The 24,101-nt window shown below is 60.3% G+C and carries 24 protein-coding genes and 1 other RNA gene; 3 read left to right on the top strand and 22 right to left on the bottom strand.

Features of this window, described 5'->3' with window-relative positions; genetic code table 11:
• Window positions 1-23: 23 nt before the first annotated feature.
• From BXU06_RS10140 to BXU06_RS10035, 22 genes are all read right to left on the bottom strand, one after another.
• Window positions 24-1,196, bottom strand: coding sequence for an FAD-dependent monooxygenase (locus BXU06_RS10140; RefSeq protein WP_077299201.1), 1,173 nt, complete (start codon window positions 1,194-1,196; stop codon window positions 24-26).
• Complete coding sequence (pepP, locus tag BXU06_RS10135; RefSeq protein ID WP_077299199.1) at window positions 1,193-2,509, bottom strand: Xaa-Pro aminopeptidase; 1,317 nt, start codon at window positions 2,507-2,509, stop codon at window positions 1,193-1,195. The genes BXU06_RS10140 and pepP overlap by 4 nt, the downstream gene beginning before the upstream one ends.
• A gap of 244 nt (window positions 2,510-2,753) precedes the next feature.
• Window positions 2,754-3,479 carry a YebC/PmpR family DNA-binding transcriptional regulator gene (locus tag BXU06_RS10130; RefSeq protein ID WP_077299197.1) on the bottom strand — a complete coding sequence of 242 codons (726 nt, stop codon included), beginning with the start codon at window positions 3,477-3,479 and terminating at the stop codon, window positions 2,754-2,756.
• A gap of 160 nt (window positions 3,480-3,639) precedes the next feature.
• Entirely contained in the window at window positions 3,640-4,437 is a 798-nt protein-coding gene (gene fliR / locus BXU06_RS10125; RefSeq protein WP_253189443.1) for a flagellar biosynthetic protein FliR, read from the bottom strand.
• Window positions 4,438-4,446: 9 nt separating this feature from the next.
• Window positions 4,447-4,716, bottom strand: coding sequence for a flagellar biosynthesis protein FliQ (gene fliQ, locus BXU06_RS10120; RefSeq protein WP_077299195.1), 270 nt, complete (start codon window positions 4,714-4,716; stop codon window positions 4,447-4,449).
• Between the two features lie 10 nt (window positions 4,717-4,726).
• The gene (fliP, locus tag BXU06_RS10115) at window positions 4,727-5,449 is read right to left on the bottom strand and encodes a flagellar type III secretion system pore protein FliP (RefSeq protein ID WP_253189569.1); all 723 of its coding nucleotides are present in this window, start codon (window positions 5,447-5,449) and stop codon (window positions 4,727-4,729) included.
• Window positions 5,450-5,532: 83 nt separating this feature from the next.
• Window positions 5,533-6,000 carry a flagellar biosynthetic protein FliO gene (gene fliO, locus BXU06_RS10110; RefSeq protein ID WP_253189442.1) on the bottom strand — a complete coding sequence of 156 codons (468 nt, stop codon included), beginning with the start codon at window positions 5,998-6,000 and terminating at the stop codon, window positions 5,533-5,535.
• A 3-nt stretch (window positions 6,001-6,003) separates the two neighbouring features.
• Window positions 6,004-6,432, bottom strand: a complete 429-nt coding sequence (gene fliN, locus BXU06_RS10105) for a flagellar motor switch protein FliN (RefSeq protein WP_374754315.1) — start codon at window positions 6,430-6,432, stop codon at window positions 6,004-6,006.
• 27 nt (window positions 6,433-6,459) lie between these two features.
• Window positions 6,460-7,491, bottom strand: a complete 1,032-nt coding sequence (fliM, locus tag BXU06_RS10100; protein WP_077299191.1) for a flagellar motor switch protein FliM — start codon at window positions 7,489-7,491, stop codon at window positions 6,460-6,462.
• An 11-nt stretch (window positions 7,492-7,502) separates the two neighbouring features.
• A complete protein-coding gene (gene fliL / locus BXU06_RS10095) occupies window positions 7,503-8,006 on the bottom strand; it encodes a flagellar basal body-associated protein FliL (RefSeq protein WP_077299189.1) in 504 nt (167 codons plus the stop codon).
• 124 nt (window positions 8,007-8,130) lie between these two features.
• Entirely contained in the window at window positions 8,131-9,468 is a 1,338-nt protein-coding gene (locus tag BXU06_RS10090) for a flagellar hook-length control protein FliK (RefSeq protein WP_077299187.1), read from the bottom strand.
• A gap of 60 nt (window positions 9,469-9,528) precedes the next feature.
• Window positions 9,529-9,975, bottom strand: coding sequence for a flagellar export protein FliJ (gene fliJ, locus BXU06_RS10085; RefSeq protein WP_077299185.1), 447 nt, complete (start codon window positions 9,973-9,975; stop codon window positions 9,529-9,531).
• A 111-nt stretch (window positions 9,976-10,086) separates the two neighbouring features.
• Window positions 10,087-11,475, bottom strand: coding sequence for a flagellar protein export ATPase FliI (gene fliI, locus BXU06_RS10080; protein ID WP_077299183.1), 1,389 nt, complete (start codon window positions 11,473-11,475; stop codon window positions 10,087-10,089).
• Entirely contained in the window at window positions 11,462-12,406 is a 945-nt protein-coding gene (locus BXU06_RS10075; protein WP_077299181.1) for a FliH/SctL family protein, read from the bottom strand. The genes fliI and BXU06_RS10075 overlap by 14 nt, the downstream gene beginning before the upstream one ends.
• A complete protein-coding gene (fliG, locus tag BXU06_RS10070; protein WP_077299179.1) occupies window positions 12,396-13,394 on the bottom strand; it encodes a flagellar motor switch protein FliG in 999 nt (332 codons plus the stop codon). Before fliG ends, BXU06_RS10075 begins: the two co-directional genes overlap by 11 nt.
• Window positions 13,387-15,069: a flagellar basal-body MS-ring/collar protein FliF gene (gene fliF / locus BXU06_RS10065; RefSeq protein ID WP_077299177.1), complete on the bottom strand. Its 1,683-nt coding sequence runs from the start codon at window positions 15,067-15,069 to the stop codon at window positions 13,387-13,389. Before fliF ends, fliG begins: the two co-directional genes overlap by 8 nt.
• Before the next feature lie 72 nt (window positions 15,070-15,141).
• Window positions 15,142-15,465, bottom strand: coding sequence for a flagellar hook-basal body complex protein FliE (gene fliE / locus BXU06_RS10060; protein WP_077299175.1), 324 nt, complete (start codon window positions 15,463-15,465; stop codon window positions 15,142-15,144).
• The gene (locus BXU06_RS10055) at window positions 15,446-16,900 is read right to left on the bottom strand and encodes a sigma-54 dependent transcriptional regulator (RefSeq protein WP_077299173.1); all 1,455 of its coding nucleotides are present in this window, start codon (window positions 16,898-16,900) and stop codon (window positions 15,446-15,448) included. The genes fliE and BXU06_RS10055 overlap by 20 nt, the downstream gene beginning before the upstream one ends.
• A 60-nt stretch (window positions 16,901-16,960) precedes the next feature.
• Window positions 16,961-17,650, bottom strand: coding sequence for a CheB methylesterase domain-containing protein (locus BXU06_RS10050; RefSeq protein ID WP_077299171.1), 690 nt, complete (start codon window positions 17,648-17,650; stop codon window positions 16,961-16,963).
• Complete coding sequence (locus BXU06_RS10045) at window positions 17,647-20,493, bottom strand: EAL domain-containing protein (protein WP_077299169.1); 2,847 nt, start codon at window positions 20,491-20,493, stop codon at window positions 17,647-17,649. The genes BXU06_RS10050 and BXU06_RS10045 overlap by 4 nt, the downstream gene beginning before the upstream one ends.
• The gene (locus BXU06_RS10040; protein ID WP_077299167.1) at window positions 20,483-21,004 is read right to left on the bottom strand and encodes a low molecular weight protein-tyrosine-phosphatase; all 522 of its coding nucleotides are present in this window, start codon (window positions 21,002-21,004) and stop codon (window positions 20,483-20,485) included. Before BXU06_RS10040 ends, BXU06_RS10045 begins: the two co-directional genes overlap by 11 nt.
• A gap of 104 nt (window positions 21,005-21,108) precedes the next feature.
• The gene (locus BXU06_RS10035; protein WP_077299165.1) at window positions 21,109-22,068 is read right to left on the bottom strand and encodes a tRNA-dihydrouridine synthase; all 960 of its coding nucleotides are present in this window, start codon (window positions 22,066-22,068) and stop codon (window positions 21,109-21,111) included.
• A gap of 82 nt (window positions 22,069-22,150) precedes the next feature.
• On the opposite strand from BXU06_RS10035, the gene BXU06_RS10030 reads away from it, so the two are divergent.
• The 3 genes from BXU06_RS10030 to ffs all read left to right on the top strand — a co-directional run bounded on the left by BXU06_RS10030 (window position 22,151) and on the right by ffs (window position 23,936).
• A complete protein-coding gene (locus BXU06_RS10030) occupies window positions 22,151-23,050 on the top strand; it encodes a histone deacetylase (protein ID WP_077299163.1) in 900 nt (299 codons plus the stop codon).
• A 96-nt stretch (window positions 23,051-23,146) separates the two neighbouring features.
• Complete coding sequence (gene msrA, locus BXU06_RS10025; protein ID WP_308418067.1) at window positions 23,147-23,710, top strand: peptide-methionine (S)-S-oxide reductase MsrA; 564 nt, start codon at window positions 23,147-23,149, stop codon at window positions 23,708-23,710.
• Between the two features lie 127 nt (window positions 23,711-23,837).
• An RNA gene (ffs, locus tag BXU06_RS10020) (signal recognition particle sRNA small type) lies at window positions 23,838-23,936 on the top strand.
• The last annotated feature ends 165 nt before the right edge of the window (window positions 23,937-24,101 follow it).

Genomic DNA, 24,101 nt, shown 5'->3' with positions numbered 1-24,101 from the left:
CAGCGCAAAAGTGGCGCACCGCCTTACACGCCCACGCCAAACACCAGGTGTCCGGCAAACGCCCGACGCAGCGGGCCAATGCTGTCCAGCAGCGACAAGCTCAGGCCGCGCACGGTGTTGATCACCGGGTCGTGACGGTCAAACAGCTGGATCAGGCTATGGGTGAAGCCGGTGACCGAACGGCGGTCAATGCGGCGCAGGCGGGCAAATTCGGCCAGCTTGCGCGCATCGCCCACATCGCCGCCCTCACCCAGGGCTTGAACCAGCCCCAGCGCATCGCGCAGGCCCAGGTTCAAGCCCTGGGCAGCCACCGGGTGCATGGTTTGCGCGGCATTGCCCACCAGCGCCACCCGGCCACTGACGGTATTCAGGGCAAACTTCAGTTTCAGCGGCACGGTGGCGCGTGGGCTGACAGCGGTGATGGCCCCCAGCCGGTCGCCAATTGCGCCTTGCAATGCCGTGCAGAAGGCGGTGTCGTCCAGGGTTTTCAGGCTTTCGGCAGTGGCGCTGTCGCGTGTCCACACCAGCATCAGTGCATTGCCATAGGGCAGCAGCGCCAGCGGGCCATCGGTGGCAAACCGCTCAAAGGCCATGCCCTGATGCGGCAGGGCGGTTTCCACCCGGGCAATCACCGCCGATTGCTGATAGTCATGTTCGTGGCGGCGCATGCCGGGCAGGCCGGCTGCCAGCGCGCCACCTTCGGCCAGCACCACCAGCCGGGTGGTCAGCGCATGGCGCTGGCCATCGTGCTGAAACTGCACGCGGGCATAGGCCGACAGCGAGCTCAGGCCGGTGACCGTGGCGGCATCCACCCGCTGCACCGACGACTGCGCCAGCGCCTGGTCCAGCGCCACGTTCAGGTCGTGGTAGCCCACGGTGTAGCCCAGGTGCGGCAGCCGGAGGTCGTCACGCTGAATCAGCGTGCGGCCAAAGCTGCCTTGCTGGCTGATATGCACGGTGTCGATTGGCGTGGCGGGCAGGCTGTCCGGCCAGGCCCCAGCGGCCAGCAGCGCCTGCTGGCTGGTGTGCGACAGCGCCAGCACCCTGGGGTCGTCACGCCGGCCCGATCCGCTGGGCCGGGCTTCCAGCAGGGTAACCTGGCGGCCCGCCTGGGCGGCCAGCAAGGCCACGGTGGCCCCCACCGGCCCGCCGCCCACCACGGTCAGTTCGCTGTGTTCGGGCAGATGGGCAGTCATGCGTGGGCTCCTGTCTGGGCGCTGGCCATCAGCGCTTCGATGGCGTCGGGGTGTTTGGGGGCGTCAGCGGTCAGCACTTCCGGTCCCGTATCGGTGACCAGGACATCGTCTTCAATGCGAATGCCAATGCCGGCAAAGCGCTCCGGCACATTGGCCGCCGGGCGGATGTACAGGCCAGGCTCGACGGTGGTGACCATGCCGGGCATCAGGCTGCGCCACTGGCCATCCAGCTTGTACAGGCCCACGTCGTGGACATCCAGCCCCAGCCAGTGGCCAATGCGGTGCATGTAAAACTGCCGGTAGGCTTCGGATTCGATATTGCCGGCCACGCTGCCGCTGAGCAGGCCAAGGTCGATCAGCCCCTGTACCAGCACGGCCAGTGCCGCGTCTGCCGGGGTATTCCACGGCACGCCTGGCTGAATGGCATCAATTGCCGCCAGCTGTGCGGCCAGCACGATATCGTACACGGCGCGCTGTTCGCCGCTGAAGCGGCCATTCACCGGAAAAGTGCGGGTGATGTCGCCAGCGTAGCCGTCCAGCTCGCAACCGGCATCAATCAGCAGCAGGTCGCCGTCGCGCAGGCGGTCGCGGTTGCTGACGTAATGCAGCACACAGGCGTTGGCTCCACCGGCCACGATGCTTTCATACGCCGGGCTGCGCGCACCGTGGCTGACAAAGGTGTGCAGCAGTTCGGCTTCGATTTCGTATTCCATCCGCCCTGGCCGGGTGGCCTGCATGGCACGCACATGGGCGGCGGCGGAAATCTGCCCGGCCTCACGCAGCCGGTTCAGGTCGTGGGCATCCTTGAACAGGCGCATTTCGGCAACCGGCAAGGCCACATCGCTGATGCAGGGCGGCACCGACACGCCGGTGCGCAGCTGGCCGCGCACGGCGTCAATCCAGCCCAGCACGCGACGGTCCCAGTCGGCATCGCGGCCCAGGCTGTAATGGACGCAGGGCTGGTTGGCCAGCCAGCCGGGCAGACGCAGATCGAGTTCGGACAGCGGGTAGGCCTGGTCAAAGCCAAACTGCGCGCGCGCACCATCCGGGCCATGGCGGTAGCCGTCCCAGATTTCCCGCTCCAGATCCTTGCTGCGGCAAAACAGGATGGATTGGCTGCTGGCGGGCAGCAGCACCAGTACGGCGTCGGGTTCGTCAAAACCGGTGAGATAGTAAAAGCTGCTGTCGGGGCGATACGGGTAGTGGGTGTCGGCATTGCGCACGGCGTGGCGGGCGGTGGGCAAAATCACGATGCCGCTGCCCAGTTGCGCCATCAGGCGCTGGCGGCGTTGCAGATAAGGGGCTGTGGACATGAAGGCTCTTTCCCGAAAACAGGCAAACAGTGCGGCCCGGTTAAACCGTCCGGCGCGCAGATGTGCGCAGTGTACACCGGCTGGCCGGCCAGGGGCAGGCGGACCGATCTGGGACTCACTGGCGCAGGGACAGCCACCCAAGCAAAACGCCGCCGCTCGGGCAGAGCGGCGGCGTGTGTCCCGACCGGATGGCGTGGGGTCTGCAACACTTGACGTGTGCAGATCCAAAAAAGCAAATTACTCGTTACTCGTCCATCACTGCTGAGGTAAACACGTCCTGAACATCATCCAGGCTTTCCAGCGCGTCGAGCAGTTTTTGCATGCGCAGGGCATCGTCGCCACTCAATTCGGTGTCGTTGAGCGGTTTCATCGTCACTTCGGACATTTCGGCCTTGAAGCCGGCTTTTTCCAGGGTGGCGCGGATGTCAGAAAACTCATACGGTGGGGTGATGACTTCAAATGAACCGTCGTCGTGGCTGAGCACATCGTCGGCCCCCGCTTCCAGCGCGGCTTCCATCAACGCGTCTTCGTCGGTGCCCGGAGCAAACAGCAGCTGGCCGCAATGCTTGAACTGGAAGGCCACACAGCCGTCACTGCCCATATTGCCGCCAAACTTGGAAAACGCATGGCGCACGTCGGCTACGGTGCGGGTTTTGTTGTCGGTCAGGCAATCCACCATCACCGCTGCGCCACCAATGCCGTAACCTTCGTAGCGGCATTCTTCGTAGTTGACGCCTTCCAGGTTGCCGGCACCACGGTCGATGGCGCGCTGGATGGTGTCCTTGGGCATGTTGGCGTCAAAGCCCTTGTCTACGGCCAGGCGCAGACGCGGGTTGGAGGTGATGTCGGCACCGCCCATTTTGGCAGCGACGGTGATTTCCTTGATCACCCGGGTGAAGATCTTGCCGCGCTTGGCGTCCGTCGCGGCTTTTTTATGCTTGATATTGGCCCATTTGCTGTGTCCAGCCATAGCAACCTCAATAAAATGTCAGATAGCGCTTACGCAAAACACCCGCCAGATGCGGGTGTTTTGCGTAACCGGAAAAAAGCATCAGAAACCAGCTAATTTTATCACAGCCGGGCGCAGGCGGGCGGGCGGGAAAAAGAACCCGTCTGCGAGCCGGTCTGGCTCAGCTGGGCTGTGCCTTGAGCAGGGTGAGAATCAGGCTGGTGCCGTGTTCGTAGAGCATCTTCACGGCTTCAATAAAATAGGGCATGGAAAAGTACAACACCACAAAGCCGATGGTGATGGTCAGTGGAAAACCAAAGGTAAACACGTTGAACTGTGGGGCGGCACGGGTCATCACCCCCATGGCTATGTTGGCAATCAGCATCGCTGCCATCACCGGCATCGACAACAGCAGGCCCAAGGCAAACACTTCATGGCCCCACTCGGCCAGCAGGCGAAAGCTGATGGCCGGCAGGCCTTCGGTGCTGATGGGGAATACCTTGAAGCTGTTGATCAGGGTGGACAGCATCAGATGGTGGCCGTTCATTGCCAGCAGGAGCAGCAAGGTGAGCAAAGACAGCAAACGCGACAGGGTGGGCACCTGGCCGGAGTGCTGCGGGTCGAAAAACATGGCAAAGCCCAAACCCATTTGCGAGCTGGCAAAAAAGCCGGCCATTTCCACTGCGGTCAGCATCAGCCGCATCACATAGCCCATGGCCAGACCAATCAGCAGCTGATGCACAATGATGAGCAGGCCGGTGCCAGAAATGACTGGTACCACCGGCATCGGTGGCAAGAGTGGGGCGATCATCACGGTGAGTGCAATGCCCATGATGATTTTGGCCTGACGTGGAATGCTGCGCGAGCTGAATACCGGTTCGGCGATAAAAAAGCCAAGAATGCGAAACAACGGCCACAAAAACGCACTGAGCATGGCGGAGATTTCGGCATCAGACAGATTCAGGGCGGCGGGAATCACGACGGTTCTTTAGCCCACAGCATTGGGGATGCTGGTAAACAGGCGGATGGTGTAGTCCATCAGCGTGCTGACCATCCACGGCCCAGCCACCACAAGCACGACAAACATCGCCAGCAGTTTGGGAATGAAGGTAAGGGTCATTTCATTGATCTGAGTAGCGGCCTGCAAGACGCTGACCAGCAAGCCCACCAGCAGCGCCACACCCATGATCGGGGCAGATACCACGATCAGCATGAACAGGGCACCTTGAACCAGATTGATCACAAATTCCGGGGTCATTGCTGTCTCCCTAGCTGACGTAGAAACTTTGCACCAGCGATCCCAGCAGCAGTGTCCAGCCATCTACTAGCACAAACAGCATCAGCTTGAATGGCAGGGCAATGGTGACGGGTGACACCATCATCATCCCCATGGCCATCAGAATCGACGCCACTACCAGGTCGATGATCAGGAACGGAATGAAGATCATGAAACCGATCTGGAAGGCGGTTTTCATTTCACTGATGATGAAGGCCGGAGCCAGGGTTTTGATGCTGACGTCTTCCGGGCCACGAGGTTTGGGGCTTTGCGAGACTTCCAGAAAGAACTCCAGGTCTTTTTCCCGGGTTTGTCGCATCATGAACTGTTTCATCGGCACCGAGCCCTTGTCCAGCGCCTGCAGAAAGTTGATCTTGTCTTCCGAGAACGGCACCCAGGCTTCTTTATATACCTTGTCAAACACCGGTCCCATGATGAACAGGGTGAGAAACAGCGACAAGCCGACGATCACCTGATTGGGTGGCGACTGCATGGTGCCCAGCGCCTGACGCAGCAGCGAGAGCACAATCACCACGCGGGTGAATGAGGTCATCATCAGCAAGGCAGTGGGGATAAAGCTTAGCGAGGTGAGAAACAGCAGCATCTGCAGCGACAGGGAATAATTGTTGCCGCCGCCCGGTGCCGGGCTGCTGTTCATCATTGGCAGGCCTTCGGCCATGGCCGGGTTGGCCCAGAGCAGGCTGGCAGCCAGCATGCCCAGCCCGGATACCGCCAGGACTGCCCACATGGCGCGGGACAGAGGAGGCAGGTTGAGCCGGGAAATATAACAAGACAGCTTCATGATGGTTTCTTTGGCAGGGAAATGCCACGCGATTCAAGCAAGGCGCGCAGTTTGTCAGCAAACGGGCCAGTGGTGACCGAAGGAGAGGCGGGCAGGTCTTCTGGCCGGTCCAGGGTATGCAGCAGGGTAACGGATTGTGCGGCAACGCCCAGCACCAGCCATTTGCCCTGCACTTCGACAATCACCACCCGCTCACGCTGGCCCACCATCACGCCGGAAATCACCCGTAATGCGGCCTGGCTGCCAGCCAGTGCCATCGGGTTGACCCGGCGCATCAGCCAGGCCAGGGCAAAAATGACCCCCAGCACCAGCCCCATGGCCAGCAGCATTTGCACCAGGCCAGACACCGGGGAGAGTTCACTGGCCATGGGCGTGGCGGTGGCCGCCAGGGTGGTGCCTGGAAAAACAAGCGCTGCCCGGCAGGGCAGCGCAAGAAGACGGGTGCAGCGCGCGAAAATGGACACGGCTTATTTTTGCAGGCGACGCAGACGCTCGGACGGGGTGATGATGTCGGTCAGGCGAATACCGAATTTGTCATTCACCACCACCACTTCACCCTGGGCAATCAGGCAGCCATTCACCAGCACATCCATCGGTTCGCCCGCCAAGCCGTCCAGTTCCACCACCGAGCCCTGGGCCAGTTGCAGCAGATTGCGGATGGCAATCTTGGTGCGACCCAACTCCACTGTCATGTTGACCGGGATATCCAGAATCATGTCCAGATTTTGCGGTGCGCTGCCATCACCGGTTGCCACCAGATCCGTGGCAGAACCAGAAAAGTCCTGGAACAGATTGATGGCCGGCTGCGGCACCGAAGACGGCGCTGGCGCTGCAGCAGGCGCTGCGGCATCAGTAGCAGAGGTTTGCTCGGCCAAGGCAGCAGCCCAGTCATCCATGCTGACAGAGTTTTCAGTCGTCATTGCTTATTGCCCATTGAGAGATTGTTTTTGCAGCTGAATTTCCCGTGGCGGGATCACCAGCTCGCTCATTTCCTGCGCGCCGGCCAGAATCTGGTCGACTTTCAACGCATACTGGTTATTGACCGTGCCATAGTGGCATTCTGCCACAGGGATGCCTGATACCGAAGCCACGATCGATTCGGGAATCTCTACCGAAATCACATCCCCCTTCTTGAGGTTGAGAATCTGCCCCAGGGTAATGTCGGCTTCGGCCAGCGTGGCCACCAGATCCACTTCGGCCACCTGAACCTGTTTGGACAGCAGATTCACCCAGCGATTGTCCACTTCGGTACGGTCAGCCGCCATGGTCGAGGCCAGCAGGTCACGCAGCGGTTCGACCATCGAATACGGCATGCACACATGGAAGTCACCACCACCGGCACCGAGTTCGATGCGGAAGGTCATTGCCACCACCACTTCGGTTGGGGTGGCAATGTTGGCAAACTGGGTGTTCATTTCCGAGCGCATGAACACGAATTCGATCGGATAAACCGGTTCCCAGGCTTTCTGGTATTCGGCAAACACCACGTCCAGCATGCGACGGATGATCCGCTGTTCGGTTGGGGTAAAGTCACGCCCTTCCACCCGCACATGATAGCGGCCATCGCTGCCAAACATATTGTCCACCACCAGAAACACCAGATCCGGATCAAAAATCAGCAGGCCGGTGCCACGCAGCGGCTTGACATGAACCAGATTCAGGTTGGTGGGCACCACCAGATTGCGGATGAATTCACTGTACTTTTGCACCCGCACCGGGCCGACAGAAATTTCAGCGTTGCGGCGAATGAAGTTGAACAGGCCGATGCGCAGATTACGGGCAAAACGCTCGTTGATGATTTCCAGCGTCGGCATCCGGCCACGGACAATACGCTCCTGGCGACCGATATCATAAGGACGGACCGGGGAGATGCGGGTATCGTCGGACTCGGTGCTGCCCGAGACACCTCGCAATAGCGCATCAACCTCGTCCTGGGAGAGAATGTCGTCAGCCATGCCTTAAGCCTTTATTGCTGGACAATAAACGAGGTGAACACCACCCCGACCACCAGCGGACGATCCGGGCTGGCGCCAATCGTTTCATTGATGATTTTACGAATCTGGTTGCGCAGCTTGGCCTTGCCTTCGGCGCTGGACAACTCTTGGGCGCTCTTGGACGACAGCAGCATGATGATGGCGCTGCGAATCTTGGGCGTATACGCCTTGACGATTTCGCGCGAACTTTCTGCCGACAGCTCGGTTTCCATTTCGACCTGCAGCATGCCACCCTGCTCGCCGCTGAGGTTGATCACGAAGGCGTCCATTTTTTCAAAGACGGGCAAGGTGCCTGGCGCGCCGAGTGCCGGACCGTCTTCGCCATTCTGGTTGTGCTTGTTCAAAAACAGATAACCCACTGCACCGGCCAGCAGGATCAGCACAGCCGCCAGCGCGGAGATGATGATCACCATCGTGCGCTTGTTGCCAGCCGGTTTCTGATTGGGAGCTGCCGTAGTTGCCTTGCTTTGTGCCATGTTTACGACCTTGATGTTGATGATGCTGTACAGACAGCGAGTTATTTTTCCAGATTTTCAGAGAAATTGCTGGATATTTTTTTCTTGCCCAACATTAACACAATGCTGTGACGTCCGCATGTGGTCAGGCGTAGATGCTCACGTCGCTACTCGGAATCGGCATATTCACCGCCACCGTATCCGCTGGCAAACCAGCGGCAATCAGCTCTTGGGCGGTGGCCGGGCGTCCATTTGCTTGTCCACCTTGTTGACCCTGTCCCTGGCCTGCCTGCCCTTGCTGGGCAAACTGTGATGCATCGCGGGAATTCTGTCCCTGGCCAGACGACACCTGGGCATCCGCCAGGCGAATGCCGTTGTCAGCCAGCATGGCGCTCAGGCGGGGCAGGCCCTGCTCCAGCGCCTGACGGGTTTCGGCCACACCGGAAACAAACGACAGCTGGGCAGAACCATCATTACCCATTTTCAGCGAAATTTCCACCGGCCCCATATCAGGCGGGGTGACTTGCAGCTGGGCGGTTTCCAGCCGGCTGTTCATCATCACCACCACTTGCTGGCCCACGTCATCGGCCCACTGCGGCTGTCCCACCGGGGTTGGAATGGTGATCACATGTGCTGGCACACCGCGCTGGGCGCTGGGCACGGCCACTTGAATCTGCCGGCCATCGCTGGCCAGCGGAGCGGTACTGGTGGTGGCTTCGGCGACGGTTTCCTTGAGTGCCTGGGTAAAATCTGCCGCATCCTGGCGAGATTTTTGTCCGTTGGCGGCAAGTTCTGCCGCTGTTCTGGACGGCAATTCGGTGGCCACGGCCAGTTCAACGCGCGGTTTTTGCTCAGATGAGGTCAAGGCGGGGGGCTGCTGGCCGGTGGCCGGCGCGGGTGCGGTTGCCAGCTTGGGGTCCACCCAGGCGGCGCTGGTGTTGGCAGCAGCGGCAGATTCTGTGTCGCTGGCTTCACTGGATGGCGCAGCCACGGTGGTGGTGCCTGGCACTTGGACCAAGGCTGGTGACGTGATGGTTTGCGACGTGGCGGCTTGCTCGGCATCGGCACTCACCAGCAGATCGGTGGAAACGCCTAGCTCAGGCTGGGCCGATCCTTCGGTCACGGCATCAGGATCGCGCGCCGGGGCGGGAATCCGGGCAGGCAAAGGCAGCAGGGCCGCCGCGCTCAGCATGGCGGCCAGATTGGTATCCGGGGTGGGGGTGGGGGTTGTTGCTTCCTGGGTGATTTCAGGGGTGTTTTTCAGGGCTTTCAGCTTGCGGGCCAGCGGTGACAGCGCGGCATCTTCGCTTTGCAAGGTGCTTTTGTTCAGCGTGTCACCCAGCAACGTGTCCAGTTCGCCCAGTTGTCCGCCCAGCAGGCTGGAAAACAGGTCGATGGCCCCCGCGTTTGCGCTGCCCGGCTGCTTGAACAAAGAGGTGGACGGCGTCGCCGTGGGTGCATTCGAGATAATTTTGATGGTCATTGCAAGCGCCCCTGAGGAAGGTTTTGGCGTAGCCAAGCAATTTGCATTCCAGATGATTTTTCACGTTCTGGACTTGGATTCCCGGAAAATCCGGGCGGCAAATTCATCCGTTTGTTTTTGCTCCCGTTTGGCTTCGCGCAAACGGGCTCGCATATCTTCCTGCTCCTGGAGTTTTTCCAGGGCTTTCAGTTTTTTTCGTGCCGCCTGCCAGGCGTCGGTTGCCTGCTGATAGGCGTTCTGGCTACTGTCCACTTCCTGGCGCTGTACGGCAATGGCTTCCTGCAAACGCTCGATAAACTTCTGATAATCCACCCACTGGCCGGCGGCCATGCCTTGTTCGCCCTGAGCAATTCGCCGATGCAGATAATCCGCCAGAAACTGCGCCAGCTGCTGCAGGCGCTGACGCGCTGTTTCCATACGCTGACGGGCGTAGTTCATCACTTGGGCAGCGTCATCACATTTTTCAGTGGCCAGGCGAATCAACAGCTGATACTTGCTGACGGCCATGCAAACTTCCTGACTCGTTGGTTCCCGCCATAGCGGGATGTAAGGTTTGGCAGCGTGCTGCCTGAATCACTGACCATGCCGGAAAGCCATGCCGGCATGGGTTAACGCTGCTCAGGATACTAACACATTGCCCAGCAGGAACTGGGTGTTGTCCAGATCGTAAGACTCGTCCATGGCCTGCATCAGGAAGGTTTCCATGGTCGGGTGCAAACGGATTGCCTCGTCCAGCATGCGGTCAGAGCCGGACACATAGGCCCCGACGTTGATCAGGTCGCGGTTGCGCTGGTAGCGCGAATACAGTTGCTTGAAATTCCGTGCGGTTTCCAGCTGCTGCTTGCTGACAATATCCACCATCACCCGGCTGATCGACTGTTCAATGTCAATGGCCGGGTAGTGGCCAGACTCGGCCAGCAAGCGCGACAGCACAAAGTGACCATCCAGAATGGCCCGCGCCGAATCGGCAATCGGGTCTTGCTGGTCATCGCCTTCGGATAGCACGGTATAAAACCCGGTAATCGAGCCGCCATTGCCGCCATTGCCCGCCCGCTCAATCAGCTGTGGCAGTTTGGCAAATACTGACGGCGGGTAGCCCTTGGTGACTGGCGGTTCGCCAATCGCCAGGGCGATTTCCCGCTGTGCCATCGCATAACGGGTGACTGAGTCCATCAGCAGTAGCACTGACAAACCCTGATCGCGAAAATATTCAGCCAGCGCGGTGGCATAAGCCGCGCCATGCAAACGCATCAGCGGCGGCGAATCAGCCGGGGCGGCCACCACCACCGAACGGGCCAGGCCTTCTTCGCTCAGAATGTTCTCGATGAAGTCCTTGACTTCACGGCCCCGTTCGCCAATCAGCCCAACCACCACTACGTCGGCCTTGGTGAACCGGGCCATCATTCCCAGCAGCACGCTCTTACCCACGCCAGAGCCGGCAAACAGGCCCAGCCGCTGGCCGCGTCCCACGGTCAGCAGGCCATTGATGGCCTTGACACCGACATCCAGCACATCACGCACCGGGGTGCGTCCCAGCGGATTGATCGGCTGGGCATACAGCGGGTAATAGGCATCGGGGTGAATCGGACCCAGGCCATCCAGGGGTCGTCCCAGCGAATCAAGAATGCGTCCAAGCAGGCTGGCCCCTACCGGCACCTGACGGCCAAACGGGCCATTGGCATTCAGTGGAATCTGCTGGTGTTCGTATTGCGGGGGGTGATGGGAAATCAGCGCAGAAACCGGCGTGCCTGGCACCAGGCCATGCACATTGGTCACCGGCATCAGATACAGATTATCGCCAGAAAAGCCCACCACTTCGGCTTCCACCCGATGATGTGGGTCGATTTCAATCACGCAGGCGCTGCCCACCGGCAAACGCAGGCCAACGGCTTCCATGACCATGCCGGTAACACGGGTCAACCGGCCTTTGGGTTGCCAGAGCACGGCTTCATCCAGGGTCTGCTCACAGGCCCCCAGATACGCCAGCCAGCGATCAAGCGCCGACATCGGCGTCGGCTCCCAGGGTGGCCAGCAGGGCTTTCCAGCGGGTCTGCAGGGTCAGGTCAAGGCTGGCAGACGGCATGTCCACCAGGCAACCGCCCTGCGTGATGCTGGCGTCTTCAACAAACTGCCACAGGGTATCCGGGGTTTGCGTCGGCAAGAATGTTCGCAGGGCGGCAATATCTGCCGGATGGGCGCGCACCGTGGCGCGGGCCACTTCGGTGGGAATCACTTGCAGGGCCTGCTTGATCACGGCCAGCACGGCATCAGGCTTGGTGGCGAGTTGGTCGTGCAGCAGTTTTTCCACGGCATTCACCGCCAGCTTGAGCAGCGCCGGGGCAATTTCCACTTCCAGCTCGCTCAGATTGGCCTGAAAGGCATCCTGCAACTGGGCAAAGGCCTGCACCTGCTGGTCAAATTGCTGCTGTGCCTGGTCGAATGCCTGTTGATGACCCGCTTCAGCGCCTCGCGCCAGACCTTCGGCGTGGCCGGCATCATAGCCTGCCTGATACGCTTCCTGGTGGATGGCTTCCAGCTCGGCCGCCGTTGGCCATTGCGGTTCAGGCTCTTCCGGGATGTCGGGTTCCGGCTCAGCGTCAGGTTCATCACTGGCATCATCCACGCCAGCATCAGCGTTTTCGCCGTCCAGGATCGGATCTGGTGCCAGCAACGCGGAAGCTTCATCGGCATCCACCTGCATTGAGGCGGGCAGCGACGGTTCAGCCGCTACCGCCGCCCTGGCCGCGGGGTCGTCCACGCCGGCTGCCGCCAGCAAGGCGCTCAGGTCCATGTTGGATGGCAAGGTGACCTTGGGCGCGATGGCAGCCGTCGTCCTGGCCAGGCGGGAGTTGGGTGTACCCTGGCCAAACGAGGCAAATTGCAGGGTTTGCAGCTGCTGTCCCTGCAGGTCGCCAGCGGAAATGATTTTACTCGACAACGCCTTCTTCCCCGCTCTTGCCGGTCAGCACGATCTGACCATCGTCGGCGAGCTTGCGCACGATCTTGAGAATTTCCTTCTGTTCGGCTTCCACTTCGGACACCTTGACCGGGCCTTTGGCCTCGAAGTCGTCCTTGAGCATTTCTGCCGCCCGCGAAGACATGTTCTTGAAGATCTTGTCCTTGAGCTCCTGACTGGTGCCTTTGAGCGCGGTAATCAGCGACTCTGGCGAAATTTCGCGCAGGATTACCTGGATCGAACGGTTGTCCAGATCGCACAGGTTTTCGAACACGAACATCTTGTCCTGAATGCGTTGCGCCAGTTCCGGATCGTATTCGCGGATCGAGCCCAGCGCCGAGGCTTCGTAGGAACTGCCCATGAAGTTGAGGATTTCGGCGGTCATCTGCACGCCGCCAATGGCGCTCTTCTTCATCCGGTCCGAACCCGACAGCAGTTGGGTCAGCACGTCGTTCAACTCGCGGATCGCCTGCGGCTGCACGCCTTCCAGCGTGGCAATCCGCAGCAGCACGTCGTTGCGCAGCCGTTCGGAGAAATGCTGCATGATCGCGCTGGACTGATCGGGTTCGAGGTGAACCAGAATGGTCGAGATGATCTGCGGGTGTTCGTTGCGAATCAGGTCGGCAGCCGAGGACGGGTCCATCCACTTCAGGCTTTCGATACCCGAGTTGTCGTTGCCGGCAAAAATCTTGTCCAGCAGGTTGGAGGCCTTGTCTTCGCCCAGGGCTTCCACCAGCACCTGACGCAGGTATTCGTCAGCGGCACCAATCGAGGCGCGCATCTTGGCTTCGTCACGGAACAGCTGGATCGACGTGGCGATTTCATCAATGCTCAGATTGGTGATCTGGGTCATGTTGGTACTGATTTTCTGCACTTCTTTCGGGCCAAGGTATTTGAATACCTCGACCGCATCCTGCTGTCCAATGCTGAACAGCAGGACTGCGCTACGGCGCACGCCGGCATCACTCATCGCTAATCCACTCCTTGATGATCTGGGCAGCCATGCGCGGATCGTTGCGGATGATCTCGCGTGCAGCCTCAAGGTTGGCCGCGTATTCACGGCGCTGCAGTTCTACGTCGTCAACCACTTCGTCGCCTTCTTCACCAGTCAGCTCTTCGCCTTCGATAGCCGGGCCATCCGGGTATTCTTCTTCCGGCACTGGCGGGTTGATCACCTCGCGCACGATCGGACGGATGATGCCGAAGATCAGGTAGAGCAGCACCAGCAGCAGCAGGCCCCATTTGGCGATGTCAAAGATATTTTCGGTGACAAAGTCGATGGCGCGCTGTTCCAGCGCCGGGCGGGCGGTGTTGTCGGCAAAGGCGGCGTTAACCACGTTCAGGGTGTCACCCCGCGTCGGGTTATACCCCATGGCTTCCTTGACCAGATTGTTGATCTGGCCCAGCTCCTGCTGGGTCAGCGGAACAAACTTGCTCTCGCCATTGTTGTCGACTTTTTTCTTGTAGTTCACCACCACGGCAGCCGACACCCGCTTGATTGCCCCCACCGGCAGCTTGGTGTGCTGGATGGTGCGGTCCACTTCGTAGTTGACCGTGGAGTCTTTCTTGCTGGATTTGTCTGGTGCAGCCTGACCGTTGGCGGTGATCCCGGCTTGCGTGCCCGGCGGCAGGGTAATTGGCGCAGCAGCAGCATTGGGAGGCTGGTTGGACAAGGCACCCGGCACGCCCCCTGGGCCAATCGGTTCGCGCTCGGTGCTTTCGTGCATCTGCTGGCTGCGGATGGCGGCGGCATTGGGCGGCGAATTGGGGGTGTAGTTTTCCGAGGTTTGCTCACGCTGGGCGAAATCCAGCTCGGCGGTCACTTCGGCGCGGGCGTTGCCCTTGCCAAAGATTGGCTCAAGGATGGTTTCGATGCGCTTGATGTAAGTTTGTTCGATTTCCTTGACGTAGGTCAGCTGGCGCTGGTCCAGACCATTCTGGTTTTGCTGGTTCAGCTCACCCATCGACGACAGCAGATTGCCTTCCTGGTCGACAATGGTGATGTTGCGTGGCGGCAGCCCAGGTACGGCAGACGATACCAGATTCATGATGCCGTGAATCTGGGTGGCGTCAATCAGGCGGCCAGGGTTGAGGTTAAGCACCACCGATGCCGTAGGTTTTTGCTGTTCGCGCAGAAAAACGCTGTTTTTGGGGATGGCCAGGTGCACTCGGGCCGCTTCCACCGTGCTCAGCGCCTGAATGGTGCGCGCCAGTTCGCCTTCCACCGAGCGCTGGTAGTTCACCTGTTCGGCAAACTGACTGATGCCGAACTTCTGGTTGTCCATCAATTCGAAACCCACGCCGCTGGCCTTGGGCAGGCCTTGCGAGGCGAGCTTTAGCCGGGTTTCGTATACTTTCTCGGCGGGCACGGCAATCGTGCCCCCCGGAGAAAGCTCGTAGGGAACGTTCATCTGCTGCAATGCAGTGGTGATCTGCCCGCCGTCCTTGTCAGACACATTGCTGAACAGGACTTTCCAGGTGGGTTCACGCATCCACAGTGCGGTGCCAATGACCAGGGCGGCAATCGCGGCTAAACCCACGTAGAGCAGGGTGCGTTTGTTTGTCGGGAGTTCCCGGAAACGCTCCATGCTTTCACGCACGCGATTCTGTCTCAGGTTATTGCCTTGTTCTGCAATCTCTGCCATAAAAATCTACATGTAGTTGCCACCCGCTAAGGGCAGAAAAGCCACCGTGTCTGCTGCCGGAAAAACCGGTGCTTACACCTGCGTGTTCATGATTTCCTGGTAAGCCGTGACCAGCTTGTTCCGCACCTGAACCATGGTCTGGAACGACAGGCTTGCCTTCTGCAACGAAATCATCACGTCGTGCAGATTCACGTTTTCGTCACCCAGCTCGAAACGTTTTTGCAGGTCTTGCGAGGTTTGCTGAACCGTATTGACTTGCTCGATCGACGAGCGCAGCACTTCCGCAAAGTCTACGCCAGGCGGTATGGCGGCAGCAGGGTCTGGCGCGCGTCCGGAAGCCAGGGCCGAAACGCCGCGCATTTCACCTAAAACCTGATCAATGCCTTGTACAGACATGCTGTTCTCCTGACATTTGATGAGCCGGCAGGGTTTCTGCCGGAGATTGTTCTTGCGCTCCGGATGGAGCGGTGTCTTCTTCGCGGTAACGCTGTAATTTGTAGCGCAAGGTCCGTTCGCTGATGCCCAGTTTCTCGGCGGCCAACTTGCGCACCCCGTTGACGGTAGCCAGCGTATCAAGGATATGCCGCTTTTCCAACAGGTGCATGCTCATATCGTCTTCTGTTGGCGCTGCAGCCCCTTCGCTTTCGCCCGGCGTGGCGTCCGGGGCAGTGCATTCCGGAGGTGACAGAACCTGAAGCATCAGGTCCTGCGGGAGGATGCTTTCTCCACAAGAGAGGATCAATGCCCGTTGCATGACATTTTCCAGCTCACGGATGTTACCGTTCCACTGGTAACCCGTCAAATGCTCGATAGCTGCTGCCGATAGTGCGGGCACCGGGTGTTTTTTGTGTGTCGGGGCATATTTTTCCAGAAAATGCTGCGCCAGCGGCACGATATCACCCTTTCTCTGGCGTAAAGGCGGAATCGTTAGCGGGAACACGTTGATCCGGAAATACAGATCCTCGCGGAATGTGCCTTTCCTGACCTCATCCGCCAAAACCCGGTTGGTGGTGCAGATCACCCGCACATCCAGCTTCAGCGTGCGTGTTCCGCCCACCCGCTCCAGTTCGCGCTCCTGCAGCACCCGCAGTAATTTGGCCTGCAGCGCCAGCGGCATTTCCGAAACTTCGTCCAGCAACAAGGTGCCGCCCTGCGCTTGTTCAAACTTGCCGGCAAAACTGGTGCTGGCACCGGTGAAGGCCCCCTTTTCGTGGCCGAACAGGGTGGACTCCAGCAGGTTTTCCGGAATCGCCGCACAGTTGACCGCCACAAACGGTGCATCCGCACGCATGGAATGCCGATGCAGGAAGCGTGCCACAACCTCCTTGCCTACCCCGCTTTCACCATTGAGCAGCACGGTGGCGTCAGTCACCGCCACCCGGCTGGCCAGACGCAATACCTCCTGCATGCTGGCATCCTGCGCCACCATGTCCGGCTCGGCCCGGCTGCGCGGCTTGAGAATGTGGCGCTCTACTTCGGTAATCAGTCCATCCGGCTCAAATGGTTTGAGCAGATAGTGTGATGCACCGTTGCGCAGCAACTCGATGGCGCGCTCGATCACGCCGTAGGCGGTCATCAGAATGAATGGGATGCCAGGGTGGCGGCTGCGCAGCTCGGCAAACAGCTGATAGCCATCCATGGGCTGCATCTGCGCATCCGACAGCACCAGGCCCACCAGCTCGCGCTTCAGGCACGCCAGCGCCTGGTGGCCATCTGCGGCCTCCAGCGTGGCGTAGCCGGCCAGGCTCAGGGTATCAATTATCGCTTCACGCAGGTCGGCGTCGTCTTCAACGACCAGCACCGGCAGTGCGTGGCGAGCTTCATCGCGCATGCAGAAGGTCTCCGTCCACTCGAATGAACCGGCCCAAGCCGGAGAATTACGTGAGTTTACTTAATGCGGCGGCCAAGTGGTACGCTTTTCACATAATGCGATCAAACGTGAGGCAATATTGGTCAATGGCAGCACTTCGTTTACCCCGCCCAGGGCAATCGATTCCTTGGGCATGCCAAACACCACGCAGCTGGCTTCATCTTGGGCCAGATTATAGCCGCCGCATTGTTTCATTTCCGCCATGCCGCGCGCGCCGTCACGACCCATGCCCGTCAGGATTACGCCAATCGCCGCACGTCCCAGCACATTGGCCGCAGAACGGAACAAGACATCCACTGAAGGCCGATGTCGATTCACCTCTGGCGCGTCCGACAGGCGCAGGCTCAGCCCACCGCCTGATGCGGTAATCAGCACATGTGAATGACCAGGGGCAATATACACCGTCCCTGCCTTGAGCACATCGCCCTGTTCGGCCTCTTTGACTCGCAAGGCCGCCAGCGTGTCCAGCCGGCTGGCAAACGAGCGGGTGAACATTTCCGGCATATGCTGTACCACCACAATCGGCGGCATGCTCACCGGCAGCTGGCACAACAGGGTTTTCAGTGCCTCGGTGCCACCGGTGGACGCGCCCACCACCACCACGGTGCCACTGGCCCGGCGTTCGCCAGGCTGAAACGGCAGCACGATATCGGCGGTGTGGCTGGGGGTCAGGGTAAAACTGGCCGGCAGGCGGGGAGAAGAAGCCGTCATAAGGGCAATCCTTGGCGCCAGTTGCGTAAAAATACTGTCAGCGCGGCGCTGTCCAGTGGTTTGCTGATCCAGTAGCCCTGCACATGGTCACAGCCATGCTGACGCAGAAACTGCCATTGCTCGGGGGTTTCCACCCCTTCGGCCACCACTTCCAGGCGCAGATTGTGGCCCAGATGAATGATTGCCGTGGTAATTGCGGCATCGTCCTGGTTCCTGGCGATATCGCAGACAAACGATCGATCAATCTTCAGGCGATCAATCGGAAACCGCTTCAGATAAGACAGGCTGGAATACCCGGTCCCAAAGTCATCAATCGACAAAATCAACCCCATCTCTTTCAATTCACGCAGGCTGGCAATCACCTGATCCGCTTCACCCATCACCAGGCTTTCCGTCACTTCCAGCTCCAGTCGCTGCGGCGGCAGGCCACTGAGGGCCAGCGCGCGGGACACGCAATCCTTGACCCCGGCGCGGAACTGATGGGCCGATAGATTCACCGCCACCGGCACATCGGTCAGGCCTTCGCGCTGCCAGCGCTGGGCTTCCTGACAGGCTTCCAGCATCACCCATTCGCCAATCGCAACAATCATGCCGGTATCTTCCGCCACCGGAATGAACTTGCTGGGTGCCACCAGCCCCAGGGTAGGATGCTGCCAGCGAATCAGCGCCTCCATCCCCACCAGCTGGCCGGTGGCCATATTGATCTGCGGCTGGTAATGCAGGCAAAACTCATGGCGCGACAAGGCACGGCGCAGGCTGTGCTCCAGCTGCAGGAACTCGCTGGCGCGGAGATTCAGCGCCTCGGTAAAAAACTGCACATTATTGCGGCCTTGCGATTTGGCGTGGTACAGCGCCGCATCGGCATGTTGCAGCAGGGTGTCGGCATTGCCGCCATCCTGGGGAAACACGCTGATCCCGATGGATACGGTGGGGGCCAACTCGGTGCCGGCCACCCACAGTGGCTGCAGCAAGGCGTCCTGAATCAGTGCGGCGCGGCGGGCCAGCTCGGTGGGCTGGTCGATGCCGGTCAGCACCAGCACAAATTCGTCACTGCCATAGCGGCACAGCAAGTCCTCGCGGCCCAGCCCGGTGTGCAAGCGGGCGGCCACCTGGCGCAGCAGCTGATGGCCCAGGGTGTCGTTGATGTTCTTGAAGCGGTCAAGGTCGATGAACAGCACCCCCAGGCCGCGATGGGTGTAGCGATGCCCGTTCAGCATATCTGGAAGGCATTGCTGGAGCAAGACCCGGTTGGGCAAATCCGTCAGGCTGTCAAAGTGCACCAGTTGATGCACGCGCGCTTCTGCTTCCTTGCGCGCCGAAATATCGGCAAACATACCAATATAATAGCTGATATGCCCATCGGTTTCGCGCACGGTGGTCAGCGATGCCCATTGCGGGTAGTTTTCCCCCTGGCTGTTGACGCCCCACAGCTCGCCATGCCAGCCGCCTTCCTGCTCGGCAGTGCGCCACAGCTGCTGATAAAATGCTTCGTCGTGGTGAGGTGAGGTCAGGCAGCGCACCGGCTGGCCCAGCACACTGTCGGCGCGCAGGCCGGTCATCCGGCAAAACGCCGGGTTGACTGCCACCAGCCGGCGCTTGGCGTCGGCAATGAACACCCCTTCCCGGCTGCATTCAAACACCGTGGCGGCCAGCCTGAGTTGATCCTGCGCCGCCTTGCTGGCGGTGACATCCTGAATCGAGCCAAACACCCGCACCACCCCACGTCGGGCGCTATGCTCACTGCGCCCTTGCAGATACAGCACCCGGTCGGGCACCCGTGTGTTGCCAGCCAGGTCCAGCTCCAGCTCAAACTCGGACAGCGTGCCGGCCATGGCCGCCTGCAACTGGCGGCTCAGTTGTTCGGCCTGTTGAGCCGGCAGACGCGCCTGCAACGCGTCAAATGACGGTGCCTGCTGGTCACGAGCCAACCCAAGCAGGGCAAACATTTCTTCCGTCCAGAACACCTCATGGCGCAGGCTGTCGATTTCCCAGCCACCCACCTGGGCCGCGCGCTGGGTTTGCGCCATCAGCAAGGACTGACGGGCAGAATCGGTCATGTCGCGCACGGTAATCACCACCCCGTGCGAGGGGTCGCCAGGCTGGCCACACGGGTCGTAACGCACATCGACATACCGCCGGCCCTGTGCCGGGTACACCATCCAGCGCTGAAAATGCAACGCTTCACCGGCCAGCGCCCGCTGCAGCCCGTCGCGCATGCTTTCCACAAACAGGGTCTGGCCAAACACTTCGGCAATGCTGCGCACCACCACCTGCTCCGGGCGCAGGCCAAAGCGGCTGCTCATCGCCTGGTTGGCCAGCACAATCACCAGATTGGCATCGATAAACGACATGGCGTCCGAGCTGCTGGCCACCAGATGTTCATGCCGCTGCAACATGGCTTCGGTTTGTTTGCGCGCCGAAATATCACTGAGCACACCCAGCATGTGCTGGGGCACGCCATGCGCGTCGCGCTCAATCAGCAAGCCGCGAATCAGCACCCAGCGATAGTGGCCCTGGTCGGTGCGCAGCCGGTATTCATGGCGCAACCGCCCGGTTTTGGAGCGCCAGCAGGTGTCCAGTGCGTGGCGCAGGCCGGCGCGGTCTTCGGGGTGTACCCGTTCGCGCAGGGCCTCCCAGGGGTCGGATGGCAGCGCGCTCAGTTCCAGCAAGGTACGCAGCTGGGCAGAACAGCGCAACTGGCGGGTAGGCAGCCAGCACTCGAACAGCACATCGCCCACCGCCCGTTGCCAGTCGGCCTGCGCCAGCCCCAATGGCCAGTTGCTGGCCTGTGCATCGTCATCGGCGTCTTCGTCCCAAAGCGCTGGCGGGCTGTCAGTGTGCATCTGTGCCCCCTGGCGTGCCGCGCTGTGCCGCTTGATTGCTGGGACACAGCTGCGCCAGCATGGCCGCCATCGCCTGTTCCAGCAGGTGGATCATGTCGACAAACCCTTCTGGCCCGCCGTAATACGGATCGGGCACGTCCTGCCCCTCCAGCCAGGCGCACATCAGCTGCAGTTTGTGCTGATGGTCTGCCGGGCAGCGGCGTTGCAGCTCGGCCAGGTTTTGCCGGTCGGCTACGATAATCCAGTCAAAACGGGCAAAGTCGATCGCGTTCACCTGGCGCGCGCGCAAGGCGGTCAGGTCGTAACCGGCCTGTCTGGCGCTGGCGATGGCGCGCGGGTCGGGGGCTTCCCCAACGTGGTAAGCGTGCGTGCCAGCAGAGTCCAGTGTCACCCGTCCGCCCAGGCCACGGGCGTGCGCCTGGGCGCGGGCAATGGCTTCGGCGGTGGGTGAGCGGCAGATATTCCCCATGCAGACCAGCAGGATTTGGGTGGGCGGATGGCGCGATGACATGAAGGTTCCTTGCCGTGCAAACGGCGTATGCCATACTGGGGCATGGCAGGTAAAACTGATGCTTATTAACTATAGTACACAAAATAAAATATCATGGTCATAATTTAGTCATCCCAAAAGCGCGACTCAGCCAGCGTGGCCTCCAGCGCCGCCACCGTGGTGAGCTGACGCACCTGCTGCAACAAAGGCTGTGCCGCCGGAAATACCCGGCTGACCAGCGCCAGCCATTGCTTGAGCCGTGCCTGGGGATACTGGCTGTCGGCCCGATGACATAACAGCTGAAAAAACTGCTGTGCCACCGGCTGCATCTGCGACCAGTTGCGTGCTTGATACGGCAGCCCCCGTTGCTGGCAGGCAATTTGCCAGGCCAGGTCGGGGCGCGCCACCAACCCACGGCCAATCATGATATCGGCGCTGCCGCTGGCCTGACGGCAGGCCAGGGCATCCTCCAGCGACCAGATTTCACCATTGGCCACCACATTGATCGCTACCGCCTGACGGATGCGGGCAATCCATGGCCAGTGCGCCGGCGGGCGATAACCTTCCAGTTTGGTGCGCGCATGCACCACCAGCTCTGCCGCGCCACCCTCGGCCAGCGCGCGGGCGCAGTCCAGCGTCAGTGAGGTGTCGTCGTAGCCCAGTCGCATTTTGGCGGTGACCGGCACCCCGGCGGGCACAGCTTCCCTGACGGCCCGGACAATCTGCTGCAAGCGTGCCGGCTCACGCAACAGCACCGCGCCACCGCAATGACGATTGACCGTGGGAGCAGGGCAGCCAAAGTTCAGATCCACTGCCAGCGCACCCAGTTCCGCTGCCCGGGCGGCATTGTCCGCCAGGCAGGCGGGATCAGACCCCAGTAGCTGTACGCTGACCGGCACGCCAACCGCCGTGCGTCCGCCCTGCAGTAATTCCGGGCAGAGTCGATAAAAGGTTTTGCTGGGCAGCAGATGGCTGGTAACCCGGACAAACTCGGTGACACACTGGTCGATGCCGCCCATGCTGGTCAGCAGTTCGCGCATCAGGTCGTCGACCAGCCCCTCCATCGGGGCCAACAGGATTCTCATGGCAACATTCCAGGCCGCGTTGCCGGGCCAATAACCGAACGGGCGATTGTACCCGCGCCCTCAGCGAATACCGACAGCCCGCATGCAGATTTTTTACATTGACCATTTTTCCTTGCCCCTGCCGCCCGGCCATCGTTTTCCGATGGAAAAATACGCGCTGTTGCGCCAGGCCGTGGCCGAATTTGCCCAGCCCCTGCTGGCCGAACCAGACGCTGCCAGCGCTATTGAACTGGCATTGGCGCATGATCCCGACTATATCAGTCAGGTATTCAGCGGCACTCTCAGCGCAGCTGCCCAGCGTGAAATCGGTTTTCCCTGGTCGGCTGCGCTGGTGGAGCGCAGCCGCCGCTCGGTGGGGGCCACCATTGCCGCCTGTCGCAGCGCCTTGTGGAGCGGCTGCGGTGTCAATCTGGCCGGCGGTACGCACCACGCCAGCCGGCAGACCGGCAGCGGGTTTTGCGTGTTCAACGATCTGGTGGTGGCGTTGCGGCTGATGCAGCAGGAAGGACGGATCCGCCGTGGGCTGGTGATTGACCTGGACGTGCATCAGGGCAATGGCACGGCGGCGCTGTGCCAGGACGATCCGAGTATTTACACATTCTCCATGCATGGTGCCGGCAACTTTCCGTTTCGCAAGGTGGCCAGCGATTGGGATATCGAATTGCCTGACCATACCGGTGATGGCCCTTATCTGGCGGCTTTGTCAGCTGCCCTGCCAGCATTATTTGCCCAGGCTCGCCCGGATTTGGTGATCTATCTGGCTGGCGCGGATCCTTTGGCTGCCGATCGCTTGGGCAAACTCAGTCTGAGCGCCGACGGGCTGGCGCAACGCGACCGGCTGGTGCTGGATGCGTGCGCGCAGCACGCCATGCCGGTGGCGTTATGTATGGGGGGCGGCTATGCCCAACCAATCAGCGCCAGTGTGGCGGTGCAGACGGAAACCGTGCGGGAAACCTGCCGCCGTTATGCGCATTCGAGGTGATTGGGATTTTTTTGCAAAAAAAAGCTGGAAATTTTTGCTTAAACCCCATATACCGTACTCAGTAGCTGCATTAAGTATTTCTACGTACAGGACCTGATGATGATATCTGCTCCGGCAGTGACCCTGAGCCAAGCCACGTTGGCAGGCGGATGTTTCTGGTGTCTGGAGGCGGTGTTTACCCGCTTGCGCGGCGTTCATGACGTGCGCTCGGGTTACATCGGCGGCCATACCCAGAATCCCACCTACCCGGATATTTGCCAGGGTGATACTGGCCATGCCGAGGCAGTGCAGATTGTCTTTGACGCAAACATCATTGATTTCAGTATGTTGCTTGAGGTGTTCTTTGCCACGCATGACCCTACCACCTTAAACCGGCAGGGTCATGACGTTGGCAGCCAATACCGCTCAGCCGTGTTTTACCACGATGCCCGGCAACGGGAAGCCGCCCATCAGGCCATTGCCAACCTGACTGAAAACGGTGTGTGGCCTGACCCGGTGGTGACGCAGGTGGTCGAGGCTGGGGTGTTTTACCCGGCAGAAATGACGCACTACCGCTACTTTGATCGCCATCCGCAGCAGCCTTACTGCATGGCGGTGGTTGGACCAAAAGTTGCAAAATTACAACAGTATTTTATCCACGCGATTCGCACGGAAGGATAACCGACACACAGAGCGACTGTGTTGTGGCGTCAGCTCTGCAGCCTTAGCGGCTGTCAGCGGGCGTCAAAATAAATTGCCAGTGGGGCTTCCCCAGGCAAGGCACATCGGGTATGATGGTAAGTTCTATGGCGGGTCTCCCCGCATTGCAAGGTGGTGAACCTGGTCAGGTCCGGAAGGAAGCAGCCACAGCCGCTTATTGCAAGTGCCGGGGGTCAGGCTCGCCACCTTCCCCTCTTGTATTCCCCGAAACGTGCGTATGCCTGAATACGACACGCTTTTGCGCGTTAACGAAACTTTTCGTCGCATTCCGTTGTCGTCATCTTCCCCGCTGGTTAAAATATTAAGTGGAAGTACGTAGTTGTGGAAACTTCCAGCTAAAAATACAGTCAAG

It is taken from the genome of Aquaspirillum sp. LM1 (genome assembly GCF_002002905.1).
GTDB lineage: Bacteria > Pseudomonadota > Gammaproteobacteria > Burkholderiales > Aquaspirillaceae > Rivihabitans.
Note: the sequence above shows the minus strand (reverse complement) of the source record. Positions and strands in the feature narration are given on the sequence as shown.